This window comes from Nonomuraea soli (assembly GCF_013761175.1).
In the GTDB taxonomy this organism is placed as follows: domain Bacteria; phylum Actinomycetota; class Actinomycetes; order Streptosporangiales; family Streptosporangiaceae; genus Nonomuraea; species Nonomuraea soli.
This window is the reverse complement of sequence record NZ_JACDUR010000005.1, coordinates 683,816-707,221: the sequence shown is the minus strand read 5'-3', so window position 1 is coordinate 707,221 and position 23,406 is coordinate 683,816. Positions and strand designations below refer to the sequence as shown.

Below are 23,406 nucleotides of genomic sequence, written 5' to 3'. Positions count from 1 at the left end.
TTGTCGGCACGCCGTGGCACTCTGTACGGCATGGCGTTCACTGGTTTCCCCGACGAGGCCTTCCTGTTCTACGAGGGGCTCGAGGCGGACAACTCCAAGACCTACTTCACCCGCAACAGACATCTCTACGATGACGCGGTCCGGGCGCCGATGCTGGCGCTGGCGGAGGAGCTGGGCGAGGAGTTCGGTGTCGCCACGCTGTTCCGGCCCTACCGTGACGTGCGCTTCTCCAAGGACAAGTCGCCGTACAAGGACCATCAGGGCGCCTTCGTCGACAGTTGCCCGGGGATCGGCCTCTACGTGCAGATCAGCGCCGACGGGCTCTACGTCGCCGGCGGCTACTACAGCGGCGCGTCCGACCAGGTCGCCCGCTACCGCGCCGCCGTCGACAACGAGCTGACCGGGGTGCCCCTGGAGAAGCTCGTCGACTCGCTGCGCGAGGCCGGCTACGCGGTCGAGGGCGAGCGGCTCAAGACCAGGCCGCGCGGCGTCGACGAGGGGCATCCGCGGCTGGAGCTGCTGCGCCACAAGAGCCTCTACGCCGGGCTGCGCTTCGAGCCCGAGCCGTGGGTGCACACCGCGGAAGTCGCTGAGCGGGTGCGGGGGAGCTGGCGCGACTTCGCGCCGCTGGTCGAGTGGCTCTCCGACCACGTGAGAGGCAGCGAGCTGCCGGCCCGGTGAAAGCTCGCCCCCGGCTCACCGACGCCCGAGACACCCTCCAGCGATCACGCCGCGACACGACGCTCCTGGCGGCGATGACCGCCGCCGCGGCGGCCGTCTACTCCGCGCTCTCGCTGCTCCGGCTGGCCGACTTCAAGGCCGGCGCCTACGACCTGGTCATCTTCGACCAGGCCGTGCGCTCCTACTCCCGCTTCGGCTTGCCCGTCGCCATCGTCAAGGGCGTCCACAACGACTTCGGGCCGGGCTTCTCCGTCCTCGGCGACCACTTCTCGCCGATCCTGGCCCTCCTGGCGCCGCTCTACTGGATCGCCGACACCCCGGCGACTCTGCTGGTCGCGCAGGCGGTGCTCATGGCACTGGCGGCGGTCCCGCTGTGGGTGTTCACCAGGCGGGCCATGGGCGCCGGTGCGGCACACCTGGTCGCCGCGGCCTACCTGCTGTCGTGGCCGGTCGTCGAGGCCGTCGCCTTCGACTTCCACGAGGTCGCCTTCGCACCGCTGGCCACCGCCGTCATGCTGGAACGCTGGCAGGCAGGGCGCAAGGTCCACGTCGTCCTCGCGGCGCTCGTGCTGCTGGCCGTCAAGGAGGACATGGGCCTGCTGGTCGCGGGCTTCGGCCTGACGCTGCTCACCCAGCGCGGCTGGCGGACCCTGGACGGCGCCCACGTGGCCGGCGCCGCGCCCCAGGCCCGGCATCGGGGCTGGCGGGTGATGGGCGGGTGCTTCCTGGCCGGTGGGCTCGGGTTCACCTGGCTGGCGTCGCAGGTGCTCATCCCGGCCTTCGGAGGGCGGCCCGACTACTACTGGGCCTACGGGGCGCTCGGCTCGTCGATGACGGAGGCGGCCACGACGGTGCTCACCCAGCCGCTGACGGCGCTGGCCCAGCTCGGCACGCCTCCGGTCAAGCTGGTGACGCTGGGGCTGCTGCTGGGGGTGACACTGCTGGCGGCGTGCCTGTCACCGGTGATGCTCGCCGCGCTGCCGCTGCTGGCCGAGCGGATGCTGGCCAGCGCGTTCCCGAACTGGTGGGTGCCGGAATACCACTACAACGCGTTCCTGGTGATGGTGGTCTTCTGCGCGGGCGTCGACGGGGCCTGCCGGCTGAGCGGCCGGCCGCGTGCCGTGCCGTCTCAGACTCCCCAACGACGTGTACGGCGGGCATGGCCGATCGCCGTGCTCGTCGTGGCGGTCGCCAGCGTGCCGTTCTTCTCGCTGGCCACGCTCGCCGACCCCGCGACCTACCAGCGCGACGAGCGCGAGCGCGCCGCGGCCGAGGCCGTCGCGGCGATCCCCGGGGGCGTGCGCGTCGAGGCGCCCAACAACCTGGCCCCCGCCCTGTCGGCGGGCAACGAGGTCCTGCTGTGGGACCGTACTCCCCGCTGGGCGCCCTGGGTGATCGCCGACACACGACGCAGGGTCTTCCCCTTCAAGGACGTGGGCGAGCAGCAGGCCAGGGTGCGCTTCCTCCTCGGCCACGGCTATCACGTCATCTTCGAGAAGGCGGGGTTCACGGTCCTTGCGGGTTCTGGACCTGCCCCGTCGTGATGGAGTCGCCGCGCAGGATCCGGTCGACGGTCTTGCCCGCCACGGTGGTGGCGGCCGTGGTGCCGGCGGCGATGACGACCGCGATCAGCGGGGTCGCCAGGCTGCGCACACTCCGTACGTTGCGCACCCTGCCCCACGGCTCGCCCGCCAGGTGCATCATGCGCCACTCCCAGTAGAGCCCGAGCCCGATGCACGCCAGCGCCGTCTGCCCGACGACGATGGCGATCACCTGGAACTTGTCGATCGCGCCGATGTCGGGCTCGAACAGCGCCGTGACGTAGGCGGAGATCTCCGTGGCCGTGGCGGCGGTCATCAGGTACAGCGCCTTGGTCATCGGCTGCGTGCCGCGCAGGAGCGGGTAGAAGTAGCCGAAGAGGAAGCCGAAGACCGGCAGGGCGAGCAGCCCGCGGGCGTCGAAGACGAAGACGCTCAGGTCGGTGCCCGACGGCCAGCCGAACAGGGCGGCGAACGGCAGGGTCAGCGCCAGCGTGAGCGTGAAGGCCGTCACGCCGTTGTGCCACGGCGAACAGGCCGCCGAGGTGGCGAAGGCGGTCTCCGGCCGGTGCGACTCCTCGCCCAGGGCCTGGTTGAGGTCACGACGCCGGCTGTCGAAGTCGTCGAGTGTCATCTCCCCGGCGCCGAGCTTGCCGCGGCCGAGCCGGTACAGCTCCTGCTTGGCCTGGAAGAGCAGCCGCTGGTGGAGCGCCTCGCGGATCATGTCGCGGTGCTCGGAGTGGTTGAGCGGCTCGCGGAACTCCAGGCGGGGCCCGGTGATCAGCCAGGTCGCGCCCAGCCAGGCGATGAGCGAGGTGATCGCCAGGGACGGCAGCGGCACGCCGACGTCGAGCGCGTCCTCGCGGGGCGTGAGATAGACCACGAGCAGGGCGGCCATCATCGTTCCCTGGACGGGCCTGCTGTTGAGCGCCATGGGTGAGTCGCCGAGCCGCCGCAGCCGCAGCACGATCAGGATGAAGCTGAGCAGCAGCAGGCCGAGCATGCCGCGGTAGAGGGCGTCGAGCGGGAAGGCGCCGAGCGTGGGGTAGACGGGCTGGACGTTCTCGATCTGCCTGGTCCACGAGTTGGTGTCGAGCCATTCGCTGGGCCAGCCCTGCACCAGCAGCCCGGCCACGAAGCCCATGCCGACGACCACGCGCGACCACTGGCGGGTGGCCACCGCGATCCCGGCGATCGGGATCAGCGACCAGGCCAGGGCCAGCACCAGGCGGGTGCTGTCGGGAGGGTAGGCCTCGCCGCTCATGAGCGCGCGCATCCACAACGCCAGGGCCAGCGTGCCCAGGGCGATGCCCACCGCGATCAGCGCCAGCCGGACGACCATGGCCCGGTCGCCCAGGTCGGCGCCGAAGGCCACGGCCGAGCCCGCGGCGGCCGCGGCGGCGATCGTGGCGGTGGCCAGCAGCGTGGGCATGCCGAGCTGCTGATGGATGCCCGACCAGGTGAGCATGCCGACGCCGATGAGCATGCCGGAGCCGGTGACGACCAGCAGGTCGGTGGTGTTCCACGGCGCGGGGCCTGGGACGAGCTTGACGGCGTGACGCAGCGCGATCGCGGGCAGCAACACGAACAGCGCCACGTAGCCGACGATCGCCGAGGAGTGCAGCGCCTGCGCGGCGGCGTCGGAGGCCTCGCGCTCGGCCTGCTGCAGCGGGATCGCGATCGCGGCGACGGCGGCGCACAGCCCCGCGCCGACGGCCAGCTCGCGGTTGAGCATGCGATACCACCAGTCGCTCCCCAGCGCGCGCATCAGGAAGACGATGAGCACGATCGCGGTCAGCACACCCAGCGCGGCCGACCAGGAGACGTCGGAGTTCTGCGCGGCGTCGACGAAGCTGTGACTGCGGTGCGCGAGCGTGATCTCGATGTCGTTGGGGTTGATGGTGACCTCGATGCCCTCCTTCGTCTCCTTGTCGGGCACGAAGCCGCCGGTCCTGACGACCACCCACTCCTTCGACTCCAGCGAGATCTTGCGGTGGTCGACCAGGTAGGGCCGCCTCGTGGGGACCTGGAACTTCACCGTGAGCGGCTCGCCCGTGCCGGTCTGGCGCAGCATGACCAGGCTGTAGGCGAGCTTGGTGACACCGTCGGCGGTGGTGGTCTCCGGTGGGCTGCGGCGCGTCGACGCCAGTTCCTCGCCCGTGACCACCGCCGTGGGACCGAACAGTTCGTTGGTCTCCTTGGCCAGCTGCTGGGGGAAGTCCGGGTGCGACCTGATCCCGCCGAGCAGGGAGCTCTGGCGCGCGTCGACGCTCAGGGTGTGGACGATGGTCAGCTTGGCCTGGCGCCGGCCCACGTCGATGCGGCCCTGCGGGGCATGCGAGAGGTCCGCGTCTGAGGGGTCGGAGACCGTCACCTTCGTCGTGATCTCCGGCGGGATCATCGACTCGCTGATCGGCGGGCCTTCGGGTTCCGTCTGCAGGGTCTGCGCCTGGGGCGGCGGCTGGGGGAACCGTGGCACGGGTTCGGCGGCCGCGGCGCCCCAGACGATCGCCCCGGCCGATATCGCGGCCAGCGCATAACCGATGACCACCCGTAACGGACCCACGGTTACTGATGATCCATTGACGGAGGGAAAGGTTCTAGCGATAGGGGTAACGGTCCCATCACGAGAGCCGTGAAACGCCGACGGCCCGCGTGTTCGCGCGGGCCGCCGGGTGGTGCGGGTGCTAGTTGGAACGCTTGGCGCGGGCGGCGGTGCGCGCGCGGGTGGAGGCGTCGAGCACCACCTTGCGGATGCGCACGGTCTCAGGAGTGATCTCGACGCACTCGTCGTCGCGGATGAACTCCAGCGCCTGCTCCAGCGACAGGATGCGCGGCGGCGTGAGCGTCTCGGTCACATCGGCCGTGGAGGAGCGCATGTTGGTGAGCTTCTTCTCCTTGGTGATGTTGACGTCCATGTCGTCGGAGCGGGAGTTCTCGCCGACGATCATGCCTTCGTACACCTCGGTGCCGGGCGAGACGAACAGCGTGCCGCGCTCCTGCAGGTTCGTCATCGCGAACGCGGTGACGGGGCCGGAGCGGTCGGCGACCAGCGAGCCGTTGTTGCGGGTGCGCAGCTCGCCGAACCACGGCTCGTAGGCCTCGAACACGTGGTGGACCAGGCCGGTGCCACGGGTCTCGGTGAGGAACTCGGTGCGGAAGCCGATGAGGCCACGGGCCGGCACGATGAACTCCATGCGGATCCAGCCGGTGCCGTGGTTGGTCATGTGCTCCATGCGGCCCTTGCGTACGGCCAGCAGCTGCGTGACCGCGCCCAGGTACTCCTCGGGGCAGTCGACCGTCAGGCGCTCGACCGGCTCGTGGACCTTGCCGTCGATCTCCTTGGTGACCACCTGGGGCTTGCCGACGGTCAGCTCGTAGCCCTCGCGGCGCATCTGCTCGACCAGGATGGCCAGTGCCAGCTCGCCACGGCCCTGCACCTCCCAGGCGTCGGGACGCTCGGTCGGGAGCACGCGCAGCGACACGTTGCCGACGAGCTCCTTCTCCAGGCGGTCCTTGACCATGCGGGCGGTGACCTTGGAACCCTTGACCCGGCCCACCATCGGCGAGGTGTTGGTGCCGATGGTCATCGAGATGGCCGGCTCGTCGACCGTGATCAGCGGCAGCGGGCGCGGGTCGTCGGGGTCGGCCAGGGTCTCACCGATCATGATCTCGGGGATGCCCGCGATCGCGATGATGTCGCCGGGGCCGGCCTCCTCGGCGGGCTTGCGCTCGAGCGCCTCGGTCATGAGCAGCTCGGTGATCTTCACCCGCTGGATCGTGCCGTCGGTCTTGCACCAGGCGACCTGCTGGCCCTTCTTCATCGTGCCCTGGTGGATGCGGCACAGGGCGATGCGGCCCAGGTACGACGAGGCGTCGAGGTTGGTGACGTGGGCCTGCAGCGGCGCGGTCGGGTCGTAGGTGGGCGCCGGGATGGTCGACTTGATGATGTCGAACAGAGGCTCGAGGTCTTCGCTGTCGGGCATGCCGCCGTCGGCGGGACGCTCGAGCGAGGCGCGCCCGGCCTTGGCCGAGGCGTAGACGATCGGGAACTCGATCTGGTCGTCGGTGGCGTCGAGGTCCATGAACAGGGCGTAGACCTCGTCGACGACCTCGGCGATGCGGGCGTCGGGGCGGTCGACCTTGTTGATGCACAGGATGACCGGCATCTTGGCCGACAGCGCCTTGCGCAGCACGAAGCGCGTCTGCGGCAGCGGGCCCTCGGAGGCGTCGACCAGCAGCACGACGCCGTCGACCATCGACAGGCCGCGCTCGACCTCGCCGCCGAAGTCGGCGTGGCCGGGGGTGTCGATGATGTTGATGGTCATGTCGCCGTGCTTGACCGCGGTGTTCTTGGCGAGAATGGTGATGCCCTTCTCGCGCTCGAGGTCGTTGGAGTCCATCACGCGGTCGTCGACGTCCTGATTCGCGCGGAACGCCCCCGACTGCCAGAGCATGGCGTCGACCAGCGTCGTCTTCCCATGGTCGACGTGCGCGATGATCGCGATGTTGCGCAGGTCGTCGCGGCGGTTCAAAGGCATGGTGGTGTCTCGCTCTGTAGCTCGTGGGGTCGTCCGCGCGAAGTCGCGGCAACTCCATTTTAGTTGATCCCGTTAGCACCTATGGCGCGGCCTGCGCAAAGCAGTACATTTCAGGCTATGTCTCCCCGGGCCACCCACCCTCGTCGCCTGCCCGACACCCGACGTTTCCCGGCGTCGGGAGGTGAGTCCGGATGAGGCGGGCGCTCTTCCTGCTGGTCACCGTCCTGGCCATCTCCGCCGCGGGCGTGACGGCCGGCCGGCTCGGAGGCATCATGGGATCCGTGGACATCCCGGACCTCGATGGCCTGAGCGTCGTGCTCGCCGGGATTTTCGTCACATGGGTCGTGTCGTTGGCGGCCGGACCCGAGCGGCGGCCGGCCCGGGTACGCGAGCGGTGGGGGCGCCTTGGCCGACAGTGAGGTCAGGGACGCAGCGACCGGGTGCGCCGCGCTCCTGGCCGCCGGCGCCGCCATCCTGCTCCTCGACGAAGGGATGGCCGCACTCGTCAGAACCCTCCACCTGCCGGTGCACCGCGACGCCTCACTCCTGCTGGCGGTGGGCGCGACGGTACTGGGCTGGCAGCTGATCAAGGCCAGGCGCTCGGGCAAGACGATCCGCGCCGCGCTCGGCAAACGCCGCCAGGGACAGCGGGCCTGGTGGGCCGCGCTCGACGCCGACAACCTGCGCCTCGCGGCGGCCGAGACGGGCTCGGTGTTGTGCTTCGCCGTCCTGCCCGCCCTGGTGCCGATGGTCGCGCTCACCGGCGGTCACCAGGTGGTGATGCGCGTGTGGCCACCCCTGGTCGGCGCGCTGGTGGCGTGGTGGTTGTGGCAGGACATGGGCCCCCGCGTACGGCAGGCGGGCCCGGCGGCCTGGGGCAACGCGGCGGCCGCCTTCGCCGCCCTGGCGGCGGTCACGATCGAGCCGGGCTGGTGGCTCTACGCGCTGGCCTGGGGCGTGGCCGGCTGGCTGGTGACGATGCCGTACACCGTGCCGCTCCGCCGCACCCTGAAGCGGGAGGGCCGGCTGATCGATGGCTCGTGAAGGCGGCAGCTGGGCCGCGGCAGTCCTGATCCTCATCGTCGGGAACGTGGCCATGAACGTGCTGGTGGACGATGTCACCGTCGAGCTGGCGATCGTCGGCGCGATCCTCCTGGTCGTGGCGATCGGCTGGGCCGTGCGCGCCCAGCGGCGCGGGGGCGTTCGCGCGGTCGTCGAGCGGCATCGGGCCAGGGTCCGGGCGCAGCTCGACGCCATGGACGAGGCCAACCTGCGCAGGCACGGAGGGCTGCCGTTCGCGATCTGGCTGGCGTGCGTCCCGGTCTTCACGACGATGGCCCAGGCGATCGAGGAGAGCGAGACGATCCTGCGCGTCGCCGTCCTTCCGGTGACCGCCCTGATGGTCGCCCTGCCCCTCTTCGAGGCGGGGCCGCGGCCTTGGGCGGCCATCCTGCGGGTCAGCCTGTTCGCCCGGTTCGTCGTGGCGGGCACGGTGCTCTGGATCCTCGCCTTCCTGATCGTCCCCGCCTGGCTGACCGGTGTCGGATCCGTGCCGTACACCCTGGCGTGGGCCCTCGGCCTGATGATCGCCGGATTCGTGCATGCCGTGAGGTCGAAGGCCAGACTCGGAGGCCGATTGATGCCATCACCGTGGCTTAAGTGAGATACAGGACAAAAGTCACTCACGCTTGCAAGCTCTCCCCAGTCAGAAGAGACTCCGAATGATCGAGCCTCGACCCACGGGACCACGATGCCCCACAACCTCCCTCTGGAGCCCAACCGATTCATCGGCAGGGAACGCGACCTGACCGAGGTCGCCGGGCTGCTGACCAGGCACAGAGTGGTCACGCTGTGCGGAGCGGGCGGCATCGGCAAGACCAGGTTCGCCCTCCAGGTGGCCGCGCGGGTGGTCGACGACTTCGCCGACGGGGTGTGGCTGGTCGAGCTCGCCAAGATCACCCGTGCCGACCTGCTCCTGCACATGCTCGCCGACGTGCTGCAGGCGGCCGAGGAAGGCGCGAGGACCCTCCTCGACACGCTCATCGGGCGGATCGCGAGCCAGCGCATCCTGCTGGTGCTCGACAACTGCGAGCACGTGATCGAGGAGTGCGCGCGGGTGGTCGACGCGCTGATCGCCAACTGCGCCAACCTCAGGGTCCTGGCGACCAGCCGGGAGCCGGTCCGCATCGCGGGCGAGCTGGTGTGGCGTGTGCCGCCACTCGACCTGCCCGACGACGGGGCGATCGAGGCGAGCGAGGCCGTCCAGCTGTTCCTGGAGCGCGCCTACGCGTCGGGTTCGCGACTCGAGCCCACGGACGAGACGATGCGCACCGTCGGCCAGCTCTGCCGGGCCCTCGACGGCATGCCGCTCGCCCTCGAACTGGCCGCGGCCCGCACGAGGGTGCTCTCGCCCGAGCAGATCTCCGACCGCATCAAGGACCGTTTCAAACTCCTGACGGGCGGCGAGCGTACGGCGCCCGCCCGGCACCGCACGCTGCTCGCCACGGTCCAGTGGAGCCACGACCTCCTGGAGGAGGGCGAGCGGGTGCTGCTGCGCCGGCTGGCCGTCTTCGCCGCCCAGTTCGACCTGGAGTACGTGGAGCTGGTCTGCGGCGACGGCATCCTGCCCGCCGACGACATCCTCGACCTGCTCGCCGGCCTGGTCGACAAGTCGCTCGTGCAGTTCGACCAGGCCAGGTACCGCCTGCTGGAGACCATCGCCCACTTCGCCAGGGAGCAGCTCAAGGAGGCGGGCGAGGAGCAGGAGCTTCGCGACCGGCACCTGAGGGTGACGCGTGACCGCGCAAGGGACGACTTCTGGGTCGACATGCTCAAGAAGCTGCCGGGCGACAAGCGGCTGCAGGCCTTCGGCAAGGTCGCCGACCGCAACGCCGACCACCGTGCGGCGCTCGCCTGGGCGGTGGAGACCGGGCAGGCCGAGGTGGGCCTGGAGACGGCCTGCTACCTGTACCCGATCTGGGCGGTGCGCGGCACCTGGATCGAGAACCGGGCCTGGTACGAACGGCTGCTGTCGCTCGACACCAGCAGGGTCCGTCCCGAGCTGGTGGGGGAGGCCTGGTCGCGCCAGGCCGACATGGCCTTCGGTCAGGACGATCTGGCCACGGCCGAGAGGTCGGCGCTGCGGGGCCTCGAGCTGATGCGCACCAAGCCCGGCTACCGCTTCGCACTGGGCCTGACGCTGAACAACGTCGCGATCATCTACCTGCGCACGGGCCGCCCCGAGGAGGCGCGCAGACACGCCGAGGAGGCGCTGGAGGGCGCCACGCAGGCGGGAGACCTGTGGAACATCGGCATGGCGCACAACGGCCTGACCCTGATCGCCGGGCTCGGCGGCAAGCTGCGCGAGGCGCAGCGCCACGCGGAGGACGCCCTGGTCGCCTTCCGCGAGACCGACCAGCCGTGGGGCATCGGGCGCGCCCTCATCAGCGTGGGCGTGCTGGGGCGCATCAGAGAGGACTACGACAACGCCAGGGCCAATCTGGAGGCCAGCCTGCCGTACCTGGAGGCGCTCGACGCCAAGCCGGAGATCGCCAGGGCGCTGGCGGAGCTCGGCCGGGTGGCCACGCAGCAGGGCGACCTGGGCAGGGCCAGGGATCGCCTGGTGGAGAGCATCGAGCTGAGCCGCAAGATCGGCCAGCGGCGCGGGGTGACGCGCGGACTGGCGGCGCTGGCCCGGGTGGCGGAGGCGTCGGGCGAGATCGAGAGCGCGGTGCTGCTGTGCGGGACCGTGGCGGCGCTGCGTGACGCGATCGGGCAACGTTCGTCGGTGGCGTGGGCGGAGGAGATCCTCGGCAAGGCCCGCACGGAGATCGGCGAGTCCAGGACCGGCCTGCTGTACGCCCACGGCCGCGCGATGTCGGAGGAGGCCGCGTTGCAGCAGGCGCAGTCGGCCGAGCCCGTGGAGCGCGCCGCGCCGGGGCCGGGGGAGCAGGTCTCGATGGAGGTCGCCTCGCTGCTCACGGAACGGGAGCGGGAGGTGGTCGGCCTGCTGGTCAAGGGCATGTCCAACCGCAGGATCGCCGAGGAGCTGGTGATCAGCCCCGCGACGGTCGCCAGGCACGTGGCCAACATCATGCTGAAGCTGGGATTCTCCTCCCGCACCCAGGTCGCGGCGTGGGCTCTGGAGCACCGCATCGTGAATGGTTAGGTCGCTGCATATTCGTACGCATGTATGCCGGGCGTCCCGTTCTTACGGTGAACCCATGCCTACCTGGACTGATGCCGTGCTGGGGGAGGCCGGGCGCCGCAACGGCCGCCCGGCGGTGACCGATGCCGGGACCGGCGAGATCCTCACCTATGAGTTGTTGCCCAAGCGCCTGAACAGGGCTGCCGCCGGATTGCGCGAGCGTGGCCTGTCCACCGGAGACCCGGTGCTGGTGCATCTGCCGCCCGGTGCCAACTATCCGCTGGCCGTGCACGCGGCGGCCGCGGCCGGTGGCCTGGTGGTGCCGCTCGAAGCCGACATGGACACCGAGTTGTTCTACGAGCGGCTGTGTTCGAGCCGGGCGCGCATCCTGATCACCGATGCCGAGCTGGCGAGCTGGTCGACGAGCGCCGTGGGCGAGTCCAGGATCAGGCAGATCTTCGCCTTCGGCGAGGTGCACGGCGCGACGGCCTTCTGCGATCTCGACGGCGCCCCCGAGCGGGTGCCCGTGGCGTCGGCCGCCAGCTTCGACGGCCGGCGTGTGGTCAGCCATGCCGAGATGGTGGCCGAGCTGCGCCGGATCTCGCGCGAGCTGCGGTTGCGCGAGCGCGACGTCGTGCTGGTGGCCGCCACGGAGTCGCGCGAGCAGGCGATGATCTTCGATGTGGCGCTGATGGCGGGCGCCCACATCGTCGCCACCGCCGACACGTCGCTGAGCCGCTGCCGCGAGCTGATCGGGCAGTACGGCGTGACGCTCGCGGCGGTGCCTCCGCGCATCGCCCCCGTGTTGCCGGGCACCCACACGAGCCTGACGGTGCACGGCCACACCATGATCGTCGTCCGCCCCGGCTGATCGCCGAGCCCGGCCGGCGCCGTGGCGCGACAGGCGTCACGGCGTCGGCCGGTTCCATCTGTCCCGGTGATGCAACCGTGAAGCCGGGCGCGCACGAACATACATAGGTCCGTGCATGGTTTTGCGCATGGCAGCGGCCATGCGCCTCTCTAGATTGAACATCATGACCTGGACAGAACTCGTCTTGAGCGCAACCCCCGAGCGGGGTGATCGCCTGGCGGTGACGGAGGTCAGGACCGGAGAGGTGTTGTCCTACGCGGCCCTGTCGCGTCGTGTCACCCAGGCGGCCGCGGGCCTGCGCCGCCGGGGCCTGCGACCAGGGGACCGGGTGTCGATCGACCTGCCTCCCGGCATCGCGCTCCTGCTGGCCGTCCATTCCGTCTCGTGGGCCGGCGGCGTCGTCTCGTTCGCCCGCCCCAACGGGCTGGCCCGCATGGCCGTCACCTACAACCGGTTCGACGCCGAGGAGACCAGGCCGGTCTTCACGGTCGAGCCGACCCCCGGCGCGAGCACCTTCGCCGAGCTGTACACCGGAGACTCCCTGGAGTTCGGCCCGATCGCCGGCCCGGCGCTGGCACTGGGCGACAGGGTGCTCAGCCAGGCCGACCTCACCGACGATCTGCGGCGCATGGCCAAGGGCGGCATGATCGGCCGGGGCGACGTCGTGCTGGCGGCGGTCAGCGACCCCATGCGGCTGCTGCGCCTGCTCGGCCTGGCGTTGATGTCCGGCGCCCACGTGGTGCTGGCCTACGAGCCGACGCTGATCGGCTGCCGGGTGCTGATGTCCGAACACCGGGCCACGGTGATGGTCGGCCCGCCCGACCTGGGCAGGAGGCTGGCGGGGCAGCGGGGCATACGTGTTGTGGATGAGATGGTGTTCAGCCAACGGCCGTGATGCGACACTGAGGGAGTCGTGTACTCCCCGCAGGCGGCCAACCACAACCTTCCCGTCGAGCCCAACCGCTTCATCGGCCGGGCGCGGGATGTCGAGGAGTTGTGCGCGCTGTTCGCCGACGAGCGCGTCGTGACCCTGTGCGGTGTGGGCGGCATCGGCAAGACCCGCCTGGCCTTACGCGTGGCCGAGCGCCTCGTGCACCGTTTTCCCGGCGGGGTGCGGCTGGTGGAGCTGGCCCGGCTGACCAGGGCCGACCTGGTGGCCAAGGAGCTGGCCGGGGTGCTGGGCGTGCGGGAGGAGGGCGCCAGGCCGCTCGCCGACGGGCTGATCGAGAACCTTCGCGGAGCGCGCACCCTGCTGGTGCTCGACAACTGCGAGCATCTGGTCGAGGCCTGCGCCGAGCTGGTCGCCCGGCTGGTCGCCTCGTGCCCCGACCTGCGCGTGCTGGTCACCAGCCGAGAGCCGTTGCGCATCCCGCAGGAGCTCATCTGGCGTGTCCCGCCGCTCGACCTGCCCGACGCGCGCCGTCCCGACGCGGAGTCTGTGCTGCTGTTCATGGAGCGGGCGACGGCCGCGGGAATCCGCATCTCCCTCGACGTGCTGCCCGACGTGGCCGACCTGTGCGTGGCGCTCGACGGGCTGCCACTGGCCCTGGAGCTGGCCGCCGCGCGCACCAAGGTGCTCAGCCCGCGCCAGATCATCGATCGTATCGGCGACCGCTTCACGCTGCTGACCTCCGGTGACCGTACGGCTCCCGCCCGGCATCGCACGCTGCTGGCCACCGTGCAGTGGAGCCACGACCTGCTGGAGGAGAAGGAGAAGGCGCTGCTGCACCGGCTGTCGGTCTTCCCCGGAGACTTCGACCTGGCTTTCGCCGAGCAGGTCTGCCACGACAGACACCTGCTCCAGCACGAGGTCCTCGACCTGCTGTCGGGGCTGGTCGACAAGTCGCTGGTCATCGGCGAGGGCGAGCGGTTCCGGCTGCTGGCCACCATCAGGCAGTTCGCCGCGGAACGGCTGGCCGAGGCGGGCGAGAGCGACCGGTTCGCCGAGCGCCACCTGCGGGAGGTGCTCGCCGTCCAGGCCAGGGGGCTGCGCGTCACCTTCGAGGAGCAGCGCATGGAGCGCCCGGACCGGCTGGAGGCCTTCCAGCGGGCGTCGGCGCTGGTCGACGACTCCCGGGCGGCGCTCGACTGGGCGATCAGGGCCGGCGACGCTCGCGCGGGCATCGAGTTGTGCCTGATCGCGGCGGCGCCCCTGGCGGTGGCGGGAGACGCGGCGGAGACGGCCGACTGGCTCGGCCTGTTGCTGGCGATGGACGTGTCGGCCGTGGACCCCTCCGACCTGCTGATGGCCAAGTCGTTCATCGCCTACGGGCTGGAGGCGCGCGACGAGCTGCGCCAGGCTCGCGAGCTGGCCGTGGAGGGCGTGGAGGGGCTGCGGGCGGGCGCCTATCACTTCCGGCTCGGCGTGGTCTACGCGATCGCGGTCAGGGTGCTGCTGCGCCTGGGCGAGCGGGAGGCCTCAAGGCGCTGGCTGGAGGAGCTGATCGAACGGGCCAGGGCCCACGCCGACCGGTTCACCCTCGCCGCCGCCCTGCTCTACCGCTCCACCCTGGCTCTGGCGGACAGCCGCCTGCGCGAGGCGCAGCGGCACGTCGAAGAGGCCCTGCGGGCGGCGCGCGAGCACGGGCACCCGTGGATCATCGCCCAGGTCAGCCTGCAACTCGGCGTGCTGGCCGAGGCGCGGGGCGACCTGGAGGCGGCGCTGGGGCACCTGGCCGCCGCGGTCCCGCTCAACGAGGAGCTCGACAACCGGGCCGAGCTGGCCAGAGTGCTGTCCAGGAGCGGCAGGGTGGCCGGGCAACTGGGCGACTTCGCCGCCGCCCGGCGCCATCTCGCCAGGAGCCTGGCCCTGGCCAAGGGCACCGGCCAGCGCCTGACCATCGCCCACTGCCTGTCGGCGCTGTCGGTCCTGGCCGAGAAGGAGGGCGACCTGGAGGGCGCCGTCCTGACGGCGGCGGCGGTCCAGCGGCTGCGCGAGTCGGTGGGCCAGCCCGCTTCGCGGGCCCGCACGGACGAGCTGATGGCCAGGGCCCGCGCCGAGCTCGGCGACGGCAGGGCCGCCGCGATGTGGGCCAAGGGCGGCGAGTTGTCGCCTGAGGAGGCCGCGGGCAGGGTACTGGAGCAGGAGCACGTCAGCGCGGTCGATCCGCCCCCCGTACGCCGGCGCACGGTCCTGACCGCCCGCGAGCAGGAGATCGCGAGCCTGCTGATGCGCGGGTTGTCGAACCGGGCCATCGGCGAGGAGCTGGTGATCAGCCCGGCGACGGTCGCCAGGCACATCGCCAACATCATGGACAAGCTGGGTTTCACCAGCCGCGCGCAGATCGCGGTGTGGGCCGCCGAGCACGACCTGGGGTCTGCATAATCTTCTGCATAATCCGCCCCATGTTCGGGCCGGGCTTCCTCTCTACGGTGTCAGGTATGGACCGCGTGGTGGCCGTCGACCCTGGCACCGGCCTGCCGCTGACCGAGGCGCAGCTCGACGCCTGGACGGTGGCGGCCGTCCTGCGCCTGCGCAAGCGCGGCGTGCGCGAGGGCGACGCGGTGCTGATCTGCCTGCCCACCGGCACCGACCTGCTGGTGGCCGTCAACGCGGTGATCGCGCTGGGGGCCGTGGCGATGCCGCTGGCCTACCCGCCCTCGCCCGAGGCGGTGCACGGCGTCGCGGCCAGGGTGATGATCAGCGATCGGCCGGAGCTGGCGGAGGAGTCACGGGTGCGCGTGGTGGTGAGCCCGCACGAGCTCGCGGGCTGATCGGCCGATGTCTCGCCGGACCCCTGCCGGTGCGGGCGGCCGCCCGAGGGCTCGGTCCGGCGAGGTCATAACCTGGCTGACATGCCTCTTGCCACCAACTATCCCGCCATGCTCGTCACCAAGGACGGGGTCAGGCTCGACGCCGTGCACACCCCGGGGCCCGGCTCCGAGATCGGCATCGTGCTGGCGCACGGCTTCACCGGGTCGTGGCGGTGCAAGGACACCCGGCGCATCGCGCACGTGCTGAGCCGCACCGGCGGGGTAGTCGCCTTCGACTTTCGCGGGCACGGGCGCTCCACGGGCCTGAGCACCGTGGGCGACCTGGAGATCCTGGACGTCGAGGCGGCGGTGCGGCACCTGCGGATGATCGGCTACCGGAAGATCGCGGTGGTGGGCTTCTCGATGGGAGCGGCGGTGTCGGTACGGCACGCGGGCCTGCACGGCGGGGTGGACGCGGTGGTCTCGGTGAGCGCCCCCGCCCGCTGGTACTACCGGGGCACCCGCCCGATGCGCACGGTGCACTGGGCGATCGAGCGCCCCGTCGGGAGGTGGGCGGCCTCGCTGGGCAAGCGCACCAGGATCGCCCGCGGGCCATGGGACCCGGTGCCGGTGCCGCCGCACGAGGCGGCCGCGCTGATCTCACCCACCCCGCTGCTGGTGGTGCACGGCGACAGCGACACCTTCTTCCCGCTGGAGCACGCGCATCAGCTCTTCGAGGGGGCACGCGAGCCGAAGGAGTTGTGGATCGAGCCCGGCTACGGTCACGCCGAGTCGGCTGCCAGGCCCGATCTCATTCGTCGCATCGGAAATTGGATCTCTTCGAACCTTTCCTGAGTAAACAGCGTCTACTTAGGGCGGATGGAAGATACCCCCTGGGAGAAATGTCGTGGGGATAGTCCAGCGTCAACCGTTGGACTTGAGACATACTTCCTGTGTTCGGGTGGTTGCCCAGCGTCGCGGGGGCGCGCTGGGCCCATCCGCTATCCCAGCCTGGAGATGGTCTTGTACTCCAGGTAGCCGCTGAGGCCCTCGGGGCCGAGCTCGCGCCCGACGCCGCTGGCCTTGTAGCCGCCGAAGGGCGTGTTGGCCTCCAGCATGAAGCAGTTGACCCCGTAGGTGCCGGTGCGCACCTGGCGGGCGATGTCCATGCCGTGCTCGGTGTCGCTGGTCCACACCGTTCCGGCCAGGCCGTAGTCGCTGTCGTTGGCGATCCGGATCGCGTCCGCCTCGTCGTCGTAGGGGATCACCGCCAGCACCGGGCCGAAGATCTCCTCGCGCGCGATGCGCATGTCGTTGTTGACGCCGGAGAAGACCGTGGGGGCGACGTACCAGCCGCGGTCGTAGGGCCGGTCGAGCCCGCCGACGACGACCTTGGCGCCCTCGTCCATGCCGATCTTGATGTAGCTCTCCACCCGCTCCTGCTGGCGCTTGGCGACCAGCGGGCCGATGCCGGTGGTGGGGTCGCTCGGGTCGCCGACGGGCTGGCCGCCGACCATGCCGGCGACGGCCTCGACGACCTCGTCGTAGCGGTTGCGCGAGGCCAGGATGCGGGTCTGGGCCACGCAGGCCTGGCCGTTGTTCATCAGGCTGGCGATGGCCAGCATGCCCATGCTGGAGGCCAGGTCGGCGTCGTCGAGGACGATCGCCGCCGACTTGCCGCCCAGTTCCAGGCTGACCCGCTTGAGTTGCTCGCCGCAGATCGAGGCGATGCGGCGGCCGGCGGCGGTGGAGCCGGTGAAGGCGACCTTGTCGATGCCGGGGTGGCTGACCAGGTGCTCGCCCGCCTCGCGGCCCGCGGGCACGATGTTGAGCACGCCCGCGGGGATGCCGGCCTCCTGGACCATCTCGGCCAGCAGGTAGGCGTCGAGGGGGGTCTCGGGGGCGGGCTTCAGCACGATCGTGCATCCGGCCAGCAGGGCGGGGGCGACCTTGGTCATGGTGACGAACTGGGGGACGTTCCACGGCACCACGGCGGCCACCACGCCGACCGGCTCGCGCCGTACGGTGGTCGGGCCGAACAGCCCGGGGCGCTGCTCCTCCTGCTGGAACGTCTTGCCGTACTCCGCGTAGAACTGGAGCATGCCCAGCGGCTGGGGGGCCTGGGCCAGCTGGGAGAAGGTGATCGGCGAGCCCATCTCCTCGGTGATCAGCTCGGCCATCTCGCCCTGGCGGGCGGCGTAGATCTCGGCGAGCCTGGCGATGGCCTCGGCGCGCTCGGCGAAGCTCAGCCTCGGCCAGGGGCCGTGGTCGAAGGCCTCGCGCGCGGCGGCCACCGCGCGGTCCATGTCGGCGGGGGTGCCGTCGGGCACGCGGCCCACGATCTCCTCGGTGTGCGGGGAGATGACGTCAATCGTTCCGGTGCCCGCTGGGGCCACCCATTCGCCCCCGATGAAAAGCTTGTCGTGCTGGCGCATGCCGCGAGCCTCCAATGACCGGACGCTTGGTTGTTGATTCAAACCGAAGCATGTTCTGGCTCTTTCGGCAAGGTGCCCGATAAGTGGTAGAAACTTCGCTAATGGTGCATGAGTTCCCCCGTTCAGGTGGCAGAGATCAAGATCACCTCCTATAGTTTCGCCCGTCGCTTGAGGGGAGGACGAGCGTGAGATCCGGCCGTATCGCCGTGTCGTTCGCCGTCCTTGCCATGCTCCTGGCCAGCCCGGTTTCCCAGCCGGCCCTCGCCGATCCCGACCCGGCCAAGGTCAAGCGCCTCACCAAGCAGGCCGCCCAGCTCGAGAAGCTGTACCGGGGCCAGATCCAGAGCCTCGAAGAGATCAAGGTCCAGATCAAGAGCGCCAACACGCAGACGGCCAGGCTGGAGAAGATGCTGGCCGACGCCAGGGGCGACGTCACCGCCATGGCGCAGACCAGCTACATCACCGGCCCGATGGACCCCTCCCGGCTGCTGGGCGCCGGTGATCCGTACAAGGTCCTCGGGCGGGCTGCGAGCCTGTCGTATCTGACCGAGGAGCGCGCCGACCAGGTCAAGCGGCTCAAGGAGCTGATCAAGGAAGCCAAGGCGTCCAGGACGGCTGCCTCCGAGAAGGTCGACAAGCTCGAGGCCGAGATCAAGAAGATGCAGGGCAAGCGGCGCGACGTGCAGCAGCTGCTCACCAAGTTCGGCTTCCAGCCGCCGACCTCGGGCGGCGGGCTGACGGCCCGCATGATCGCCGTCCGCAACGCGGTGACCTCGAACTTCCCGGTCAAGAGCGTCGGCTGCTTCCGCGCGGGCGACCCCGGCGAGCACGGCAAGGGCCGGGCGTGCGACTTCATGATGACGCTGGGCGGGCAGATGGCCAGCGGCGACTCCGCCCACTGGGGTGACCAGATCGCCCAGTACCTCATCGACAACGGGCAGCAGCTCGGCGTGATGTACATCATCTGGAAGCAGCGCTACTACGACATCCGCTCGGGTGGCGGCTGGGATCCGATGTCCGACCGCGGCGGCGTGACCGCCAACCACTGGGACCACGTGCACGTCTCGGTCTTCTGATACGGGTTATAGTACGACGGTCATCGAACTTCGATGGCCGTCGTACTAATGCTTGGAGTGTCGTGATGACCAGGACTGTGCGCTTCCACGAACTGGGCGGGCCCGAGGTGCTGAAGCTCGACGACGTGCCCGTCGGCGAGCCCGGCCCGGGTGAGCTGCTCATCCAGGTGGAGGCGATCGGGCTCAACCGCGCCGAGGCCCTCTTCCGCAGCGGGAACTACATCGTGCCGGTCGAGCGGTTCCCGTCCCTGCTGGGAGCGGAGGCCGCGGGTGTGGTGCTGACGTCGAACGCGCCGGGGTTCGAGCCCGGCCAGGCGGTCAGCGTGGTGCCCGCCTTCTCCATGAACGACTACGGCGTTTATGCCGAGCGGGCGATCGTCCCCGCCTCGGCCGTGGTGCACCGCCCCGAGAGTGTCGACGCGGTGGCGGGCGCGGCGGTGTGGATGCCCTACCTGACCGCGTACGGCGCGCTGGTGGAGGGCGGGCTGCGGGCGGGCGACACGGTGGTGATCACCGCCGCCTCCAGCAGCGTCGGCCTGGCCGCGATCAGGGTCGCCAACCGCGTCGGCGCGATCCCGATCGCCACCACCCGCACGGAGGCCAAGAAGGCCGCGCTGCTGAAGGCGGGGGCGGCCGAGGTGATCGTGACCTCGGCCGAGGAGGTCGCCCCGCGGGTGCTGGAGCTGACAGGCGGCAGGGGCGCCGAGATCGTCTTCGACGCCGTCGCCGGCCCCGGCGTGCTGGAGCTGGCCAGGGTGGTCGCCCCCGGCGGCACGCTCCTGCTGTACGGCCTGCTGAGCGGCCTGCCCACCCCCTATCCCGGCTTCGAGCTGGGCATGCCGGCGCTGAGCGTGCGCACCTACACCGTGCACGAGACGACCACGGACCCCGAGCGGCTGCGCAGGGCCGTCGCCTTCGTCTCCTCCGGGCTGCGCGACGGCGTGTTCGAGGCGGCCGTGGACCGCGTCTTCTCCCTCGACGACATCGTCGAGGCCCACCGCTACCTGGAGGCCGGCCAGCAGGTGGGCAAGATCATCGTCGATCTTCGAGGTACTTCCTGAACCAGTGGTAGGAAGCCTTCGGTGTACGGCGCTGCGTCTCGAAGTCGACGTGCACCAGGCCGAACCGCTGGTGGTAACCCTCGGCCCACTCGAAGTTGTCCAGCAGCGACCAGGCGAAGTAGCCGCGCACGTCCACCCCCTCGGCCCTGGCCTGGTCGAGCGCGGCGAGGTGGCCCTCCAGGAAGGTGACGCGCTCCTGGTCGTCCAGGGGCTCGTCGGAGGAGCAGCCGTTCTCGGTGATGTAGACGGGCGGCAGCGCCGTGCCGTACCTGTCCTTGAAGGAGATCAGCAGCTCGCGCAGCCCGTCGGGCACGACGGGCCAGCCGAACGCGGTGGTCGGGTAGCCGGTGATCTCCAGCAGGTCGAAGGGCAGGCCGTCACCGGTCGGCGAGCCGAGCAGCGTGGGGTTGTAGTAGTTGATGCCCAGGCCGTCGATGGGCGCCGAGATGATCTCCAGATCGCCGTCTCGCACGAAGTCCGGCTCCACCCCGAACGCCGACAGATCCGGGTAGCGGCCCAGCAGCACCGGGTCGTTGAAGAGCCAGTTGTGCAGCGTGGCGTAGGCGTCGGCGGCCGCCTGGTCGGCCGGGGTGGCGGCCCAGGCGGGCGAGCAGTTCTGGGTGATCCACACCTGCTCCGCCCCGGCCGCGCGCAGGGCGGGTACGGCCAGGCCGTGCGCGAGCAGCTGGTGGTGGGCGACGGGCAGCGAGTCGAGCATGAGTGCCTGGCCGGGGGCGTGCACCCCGAGGGCGTGTCCCTCGATGGTGTGGGCGAACGGCTCGTTGAGCGTGATCCAGGTGGAGACGCGGTCGGCCAGCCTCGCCGCGACCTGGGCGGCGTAGCCGGCGAAGCGGTGCGCGGTGTCGCGGTTCAGCCAGCCGCCCCGGTCCTGCAGTTCCTGGGGCAGGTCCCAGTGGAAGAGCGTGGGCGTGGGCGTGATCCCGGCGTCGAGCAGGGCGTCGACGAGGCGCTCGTAGAAGTCGAGCCCGGCGGGGCCGCCCATGACCCTGGGCCAGGCGATGGAGAAGCGGTAGGCGTTGACGCCGAGCTCCTTCATCAGAGCCACGTCCTCGGGCCAGCGGTGGTAGTGGTCGCAGGCGACGTCGCCGGTGTGGCCGTCACGCGTACGGCCCGGCTCGTGCGAGAAGGTGTCCCAGATCGAGGGCACGCGCCCGTCCTCGTGAGCGGCGCCTTCGATCTGGTAGGAGGCCGTGGCCGTACCCCAGAGGAACGTGTGCATGGCTCATGTTAAGCCTACTGATCGGTAATGAGCCAGGATGGAGGCATGACGAGTACCCTCCGCCGCCGTCCAGCCCAGCGACGCAGTGTCGAGCGCGTCGAGCGCATGCTCGACGAGTGTGCCGCGCTGCTCGGGGAGGTGGGCTACGACGCGCTGACCACCAAGGAGGTCGCGCGCCGCGCCGAGGTGCCGATCGGCACCTTCTACCAGTTCTTCCAGGACAAACGCGGCCTCGTGCGCGCTCTGGCGCTGCGCAACCTGGAGGCCTTCCTGGCCCGCGTGGCCGACCAGATCGCCCGGCGTGCTCCCGAACACTGGACCGACCTGGTCGACCTGGCCATCGACGAGTTCGTCGAGATGAAGCGCAGCACCCCTGGCTTCGCCGTGGTCGACTTCGGAGAGGTGCTGCCCACCCCCGGCGGGCCCGCCGTCCCCGGCACCAACCGCATGCTCGACGCCGCGCTGGAGAACAACGCCGTCGTCGCCGACCGGCTGCGCGACCTGCTCGGCGCTCCGGTCGGCACCGCGGCCGACCGGGCCCTGCTGGTCGCGGTCGAGGCCACCGACGCCGTGCTCAAGCTGGCCTTCCGCGTGCACCCCGACGGGGATCCCGATCTGATCGCCGAGTGCAAGCATCTGGTGAGGCGCTACCTCGCCGAGCACCTGACCGCCTGACGAGCTCGTGGCGGGGGACGAACCACGCGCCGCCGCTGCCGATCACCACTGTGCCGTTCCTCACGCCGGGTCCTCCAGACGTGCGAAGAGTTCGTCGTCGAGGTCGATCTGGGCGGCGCCGATGGCCTCCTCGAGCTGCTCCATGCGGGTCACGCCCACGATGGGCACGATCCCCTGACGCCGGTGCCAGGCCAGGACCACCTGGTTGACGGTGGCGCCCAGCTCCGCGGCGACCCCGCGCAGCACCTTGAGGCGCTCCGTGCTGCCCTGGTGGTCGTAGGCGGGGTCGATCGGCTTGTCGGGGTTCGTGTAGGAGCCGAACATCAGGGTGTTGTAGGCCCACAGGGTCAGGTCGGGGGCGTGCCGCACGTAGCCGAGCGTCTCGGCGGTCGCGAGCTTGTGCCCCATCTCGCGCAGGAGCGCGCCGGGACGCGGCTGAAGATAGGTGAAGCGCAGCTGCAGGTGGGTGTAGGGCAGCCAGCCGTGCGCACGCGAGACGCCGCGGGCCTGCTCCACGCGCCAGGCGGGCATGTTGCTCGACCCCGCCTTGAGGATCTTGCCCGTGCGGTGGAACTCGTCGAGCGCCTCCAGCGTGTCCTCCAGCGGCGTCTCCCGGTCCTCGATGTGGGTCCAGTAGAGGTCGACGTGATCCACGCCGAGCCGCTTCAGGCTGCCCTCGATCGCCGCGCGCAGCGCCTTGCCGGTGACGCCCTCGGCGGAGGCCAGGGTACGGTCGCCCGGCACCGTGGGGCGGGCGCCGCCCTTGGTGCTCAGGTAGACGCCGTCGCGGTTGCCGCGGGCGGCGAGCCAGGCGCCGATGGTCGCCTCGCTCTCGTCGCCGGTGCAGCCCTCGTTCCAGAACGGGTAGTTGTTGGCGGTGTCCAGCATCGTCCCGCCGGCCTCGGCGAACCGGTCGAGGATCGCGAAGGAGTCCTCGGGGGAGACGGTGGTACCCAGGGGAATCGTGCCCAGTGCGAAGGTCATGCGAGAACCGTGTCAGCTGGAGTGAGCTCCAGGTCAACCGGTTGACCTGGAGCTCACTCCAGGTGGGACAATCGCAGCGTGAGTGTCTACACCCCCGCCGAGGTGGTCGAGGAGACCGGCTTCTCCATCGACACCCTGCGCTACTACGAGAAGATCGGCCTGCTGGACCGCGTGGAGCGTAACGCCGCGGGTCAGCGCCGCTTCACCGAACACGATGTGAGCTGGCTCGGCACCATCCGCTGCCTGCGTGACACCGGTATGCCGATCGCCGAGATGCTCCGTTTCGCCGAACTCGTCCGCGCCGGCGACCACACCATCACCGACCGGATCAAGCTCCTGGAGGAGCACGACCGCCGGGTCGAGGAACAGATCGCCCAGCAGCGAGCCCAGCAGCGCTACATTCGCACCAAGATTTCCTATTATCGCAGCGTCGTGTAGCCGGAACCCGGTGGTCCGGCTGTTAG

Annotated in this window: 20 protein-coding genes; 15 read left to right on the top strand and 5 right to left on the bottom strand. The window is 70.6% G+C overall.

The annotated features are described in order from the left end of the window. Positions 1 to 30: 30 nt before the first annotated feature. On the top strand, positions 31 to 681 hold the full coding sequence (locus tag HNR30_RS26485; RefSeq protein ID WP_181612707.1) for a DUF2461 domain-containing protein: 651 nt from the start codon (positions 31 to 33) through the stop codon (positions 679 to 681). Further along, positions 678 to 2,225, top strand: coding sequence for a DUF2079 domain-containing protein (locus tag HNR30_RS26480; protein ID WP_181612706.1), 1,548 nt, complete (start codon positions 678 to 680; stop codon positions 2,223 to 2,225). The genes HNR30_RS26485 and HNR30_RS26480 overlap by 4 nt, the downstream gene beginning before the upstream one ends. On the opposite strand, the gene HNR30_RS26475 is transcribed toward HNR30_RS26480, so the two are convergent. Beyond that, positions 2,188 to 4,785 (bottom strand): hypothetical protein, encoded by a 2,598-nt coding sequence (locus HNR30_RS26475; protein ID WP_181612705.1) that lies wholly within the window; start codon positions 4,783 to 4,785, stop codon positions 2,188 to 2,190. The two genes, HNR30_RS26480 and HNR30_RS26475, sit on opposite strands and share 38 nt — an antisense overlap. 121 nt (positions 4,786 to 4,906) lie before the next feature. Continuing rightward, on the bottom strand, positions 4,907 to 6,760 hold the full coding sequence (typA, locus tag HNR30_RS26470) for a translational GTPase TypA (RefSeq protein WP_181612704.1): 1,854 nt from the start codon (positions 6,758 to 6,760) through the stop codon (positions 4,907 to 4,909). Between the two features lie 191 nt (positions 6,761 to 6,951). Between typA and HNR30_RS26465 the strand changes: the two genes are divergently transcribed. From HNR30_RS26465 to HNR30_RS26425, 9 genes are all read left to right on the top strand, one after another. Beyond that, positions 6,952 to 7,179 (top strand): hypothetical protein, encoded by a 228-nt coding sequence (locus HNR30_RS26465; RefSeq protein WP_181612703.1) that lies wholly within the window; start codon positions 6,952 to 6,954, stop codon positions 7,177 to 7,179. After that, positions 7,166 to 7,804, top strand: a complete 639-nt coding sequence (locus tag HNR30_RS26460; RefSeq protein WP_181612702.1) for a hypothetical protein — start codon at positions 7,166 to 7,168, stop codon at positions 7,802 to 7,804. The genes HNR30_RS26465 and HNR30_RS26460 overlap by 14 nt, the downstream gene beginning before the upstream one ends. After that, positions 7,794 to 8,423 carry a hypothetical protein gene (locus tag HNR30_RS26455; RefSeq protein WP_181612701.1) on the top strand — a complete coding sequence of 210 codons (630 nt, stop codon included), beginning with the start codon at positions 7,794 to 7,796 and terminating at the stop codon, positions 8,421 to 8,423. The genes HNR30_RS26460 and HNR30_RS26455 overlap by 11 nt, the downstream gene beginning before the upstream one ends. A gap of 87 nt (positions 8,424 to 8,510) precedes the next feature. Beyond that, complete coding sequence (locus HNR30_RS26450) at positions 8,511 to 10,928, top strand: tetratricopeptide repeat protein (protein ID WP_181612700.1); 2,418 nt, start codon at positions 8,511 to 8,513, stop codon at positions 10,926 to 10,928. Between the two features lie 55 nt (positions 10,929 to 10,983). Further along, positions 10,984 to 11,778, top strand: coding sequence for an AMP-binding protein (locus HNR30_RS26445; protein WP_181612699.1), 795 nt, complete (start codon positions 10,984 to 10,986; stop codon positions 11,776 to 11,778). 163 nt (positions 11,779 to 11,941) lie between these two features. After that, positions 11,942 to 12,673 (top strand): AMP-binding protein, encoded by a 732-nt coding sequence (locus HNR30_RS26440; RefSeq protein ID WP_181612698.1) that lies wholly within the window; start codon positions 11,942 to 11,944, stop codon positions 12,671 to 12,673. 18 nt (positions 12,674 to 12,691) lie between these two features. After that, on the top strand, positions 12,692 to 15,103 hold the full coding sequence (locus tag HNR30_RS26435) for an ATP-binding protein (protein WP_181612697.1): 2,412 nt from the start codon (positions 12,692 to 12,694) through the stop codon (positions 15,101 to 15,103). A gap of 56 nt (positions 15,104 to 15,159) precedes the next feature. Then, on the top strand, positions 15,160 to 15,492 hold the full coding sequence (locus tag HNR30_RS26430; protein ID WP_181612696.1) for an AMP-binding protein: 333 nt from the start codon (positions 15,160 to 15,162) through the stop codon (positions 15,490 to 15,492). An 81-nt stretch (positions 15,493 to 15,573) separates the two neighbouring features. Continuing rightward, entirely contained in the window at positions 15,574 to 16,326 is a 753-nt protein-coding gene (locus HNR30_RS26425) for an alpha/beta hydrolase (RefSeq protein ID WP_181612695.1), read from the top strand. A gap of 146 nt (positions 16,327 to 16,472) precedes the next feature. Here the strand turns inward: HNR30_RS26425 and HNR30_RS26420 are convergent, their stop codons facing one another. Further along, the gene (locus tag HNR30_RS26420; protein ID WP_181612694.1) at positions 16,473 to 17,906 is read right to left on the bottom strand and encodes an aldehyde dehydrogenase; all 1,434 of its coding nucleotides are present in this window, start codon (positions 17,904 to 17,906) and stop codon (positions 16,473 to 16,475) included. Between the two features lie 185 nt (positions 17,907 to 18,091). Between HNR30_RS26420 and HNR30_RS26415 the strand changes: the two genes are divergently transcribed. Together HNR30_RS26415 and HNR30_RS26410 are read left to right on the top strand one after the other, a co-directional pair. Beyond that, entirely contained in the window at positions 18,092 to 18,982 is an 891-nt protein-coding gene (locus HNR30_RS26415) for a coiled-coil domain-containing protein (protein ID WP_181612693.1), read from the top strand. A 65-nt stretch (positions 18,983 to 19,047) separates the two neighbouring features. Beyond that, the gene (locus HNR30_RS26410) at positions 19,048 to 20,043 is read left to right on the top strand and encodes a zinc-dependent alcohol dehydrogenase family protein (protein ID WP_181612692.1); all 996 of its coding nucleotides are present in this window, start codon (positions 19,048 to 19,050) and stop codon (positions 20,041 to 20,043) included. Here the strand turns inward: HNR30_RS26410 and HNR30_RS26405 are convergent. Continuing rightward, positions 20,015 to 21,283 carry a GH1 family beta-glucosidase gene (locus HNR30_RS26405; RefSeq protein ID WP_181612691.1) on the bottom strand — a complete coding sequence of 423 codons (1,269 nt, stop codon included), beginning with the start codon at positions 21,281 to 21,283 and terminating at the stop codon, positions 20,015 to 20,017. The two genes, HNR30_RS26410 and HNR30_RS26405, sit on opposite strands and share 29 nt — an antisense overlap. A gap of 45 nt (positions 21,284 to 21,328) precedes the next feature. Here HNR30_RS26405 and HNR30_RS26400 point away from each other — a divergent pair, with 45 nt between their 5' ends. Beyond that, positions 21,329 to 21,958 carry a TetR/AcrR family transcriptional regulator gene (locus HNR30_RS26400; protein ID WP_220133999.1) on the top strand — a complete coding sequence of 210 codons (630 nt, stop codon included), beginning with the start codon at positions 21,329 to 21,331 and terminating at the stop codon, positions 21,956 to 21,958. 60 nt (positions 21,959 to 22,018) lie between these two features. On the opposite strand, the gene HNR30_RS26395 is transcribed toward HNR30_RS26400, so the two are convergent. Beyond that, complete coding sequence (locus HNR30_RS26395) at positions 22,019 to 22,942, bottom strand: aldo/keto reductase (protein ID WP_181612689.1); 924 nt, start codon at positions 22,940 to 22,942, stop codon at positions 22,019 to 22,021. A 78-nt stretch (positions 22,943 to 23,020) separates the two neighbouring features. Between HNR30_RS26395 and HNR30_RS26390 the strand changes: the two genes are divergently transcribed. Then, positions 23,021 to 23,380, top strand: a complete 360-nt coding sequence (locus HNR30_RS26390) for a MerR family transcriptional regulator (protein ID WP_181612688.1) — start codon at positions 23,021 to 23,023, stop codon at positions 23,378 to 23,380. Positions 23,381 to 23,406: the final 26 nt, after the last annotated feature.

What these genes read in the sequence shown, in the direction of transcription:
- HNR30_RS26485 (WP_181612707.1), top strand. Translation starts at nt 31, where the DNA reads ATGGCGTTCACTGGTTTCCCCGACGAGGCCTTCCTGTTCTACGAGGGG.
- typA (WP_181612704.1), bottom strand. Translation starts at nt 6,760, where the DNA reads ATGCCTTTGAACCGCCGCGACGACCTGCGCAACATCGCGATCATCGCG.
- HNR30_RS26465 (WP_181612703.1), top strand. Translation starts at nt 6,952, where the DNA reads ATGAGGCGGGCGCTCTTCCTGCTGGTCACCGTCCTGGCCATCTCCGCC.
- HNR30_RS26455 (WP_181612701.1), top strand. Translation starts at nt 7,794, where the DNA reads ATGGCTCGTGAAGGCGGCAGCTGGGCCGCGGCAGTCCTGATCCTCATC.
- HNR30_RS26450 (WP_181612700.1), top strand. Translation starts at nt 8,511, where the DNA reads ATGCCCCACAACCTCCCTCTGGAGCCCAACCGATTCATCGGCAGGGAA.
- HNR30_RS26445 (WP_181612699.1), top strand. Translation starts at nt 10,984, where the DNA reads ATGCCTACCTGGACTGATGCCGTGCTGGGGGAGGCCGGGCGCCGCAAC.
- HNR30_RS26440 (WP_181612698.1), top strand. Translation starts at nt 11,942, where the DNA reads ATGACCTGGACAGAACTCGTCTTGAGCGCAACCCCCGAGCGGGGTGAT.
- HNR30_RS26430 (WP_181612696.1), top strand. Translation starts at nt 15,160, where the DNA reads ATGGACCGCGTGGTGGCCGTCGACCCTGGCACCGGCCTGCCGCTGACC.
- HNR30_RS26425 (WP_181612695.1), top strand. Translation starts at nt 15,574, where the DNA reads ATGCCTCTTGCCACCAACTATCCCGCCATGCTCGTCACCAAGGACGGG.
- HNR30_RS26420 (WP_181612694.1), bottom strand. Translation starts at nt 17,906, where the DNA reads ATGCGCCAGCACGACAAGCTTTTCATCGGGGGCGAATGGGTGGCCCCA.
- HNR30_RS26410 (WP_181612692.1), top strand. Translation starts at nt 19,048, where the DNA reads ATGACCAGGACTGTGCGCTTCCACGAACTGGGCGGGCCCGAGGTGCTG.
- HNR30_RS26405 (WP_181612691.1), bottom strand. Translation starts at nt 21,283, where the DNA reads ATGCACACGTTCCTCTGGGGTACGGCCACGGCCTCCTACCAGATCGAA.
- HNR30_RS26400 (WP_220133999.1), top strand. Translation starts at nt 21,329, where the DNA reads ATGACGAGTACCCTCCGCCGCCGTCCAGCCCAGCGACGCAGTGTCGAG.
- HNR30_RS26395 (WP_181612689.1), bottom strand. Translation starts at nt 22,942, where the DNA reads ATGACCTTCGCACTGGGCACGATTCCCCTGGGTACCACCGTCTCCCCC.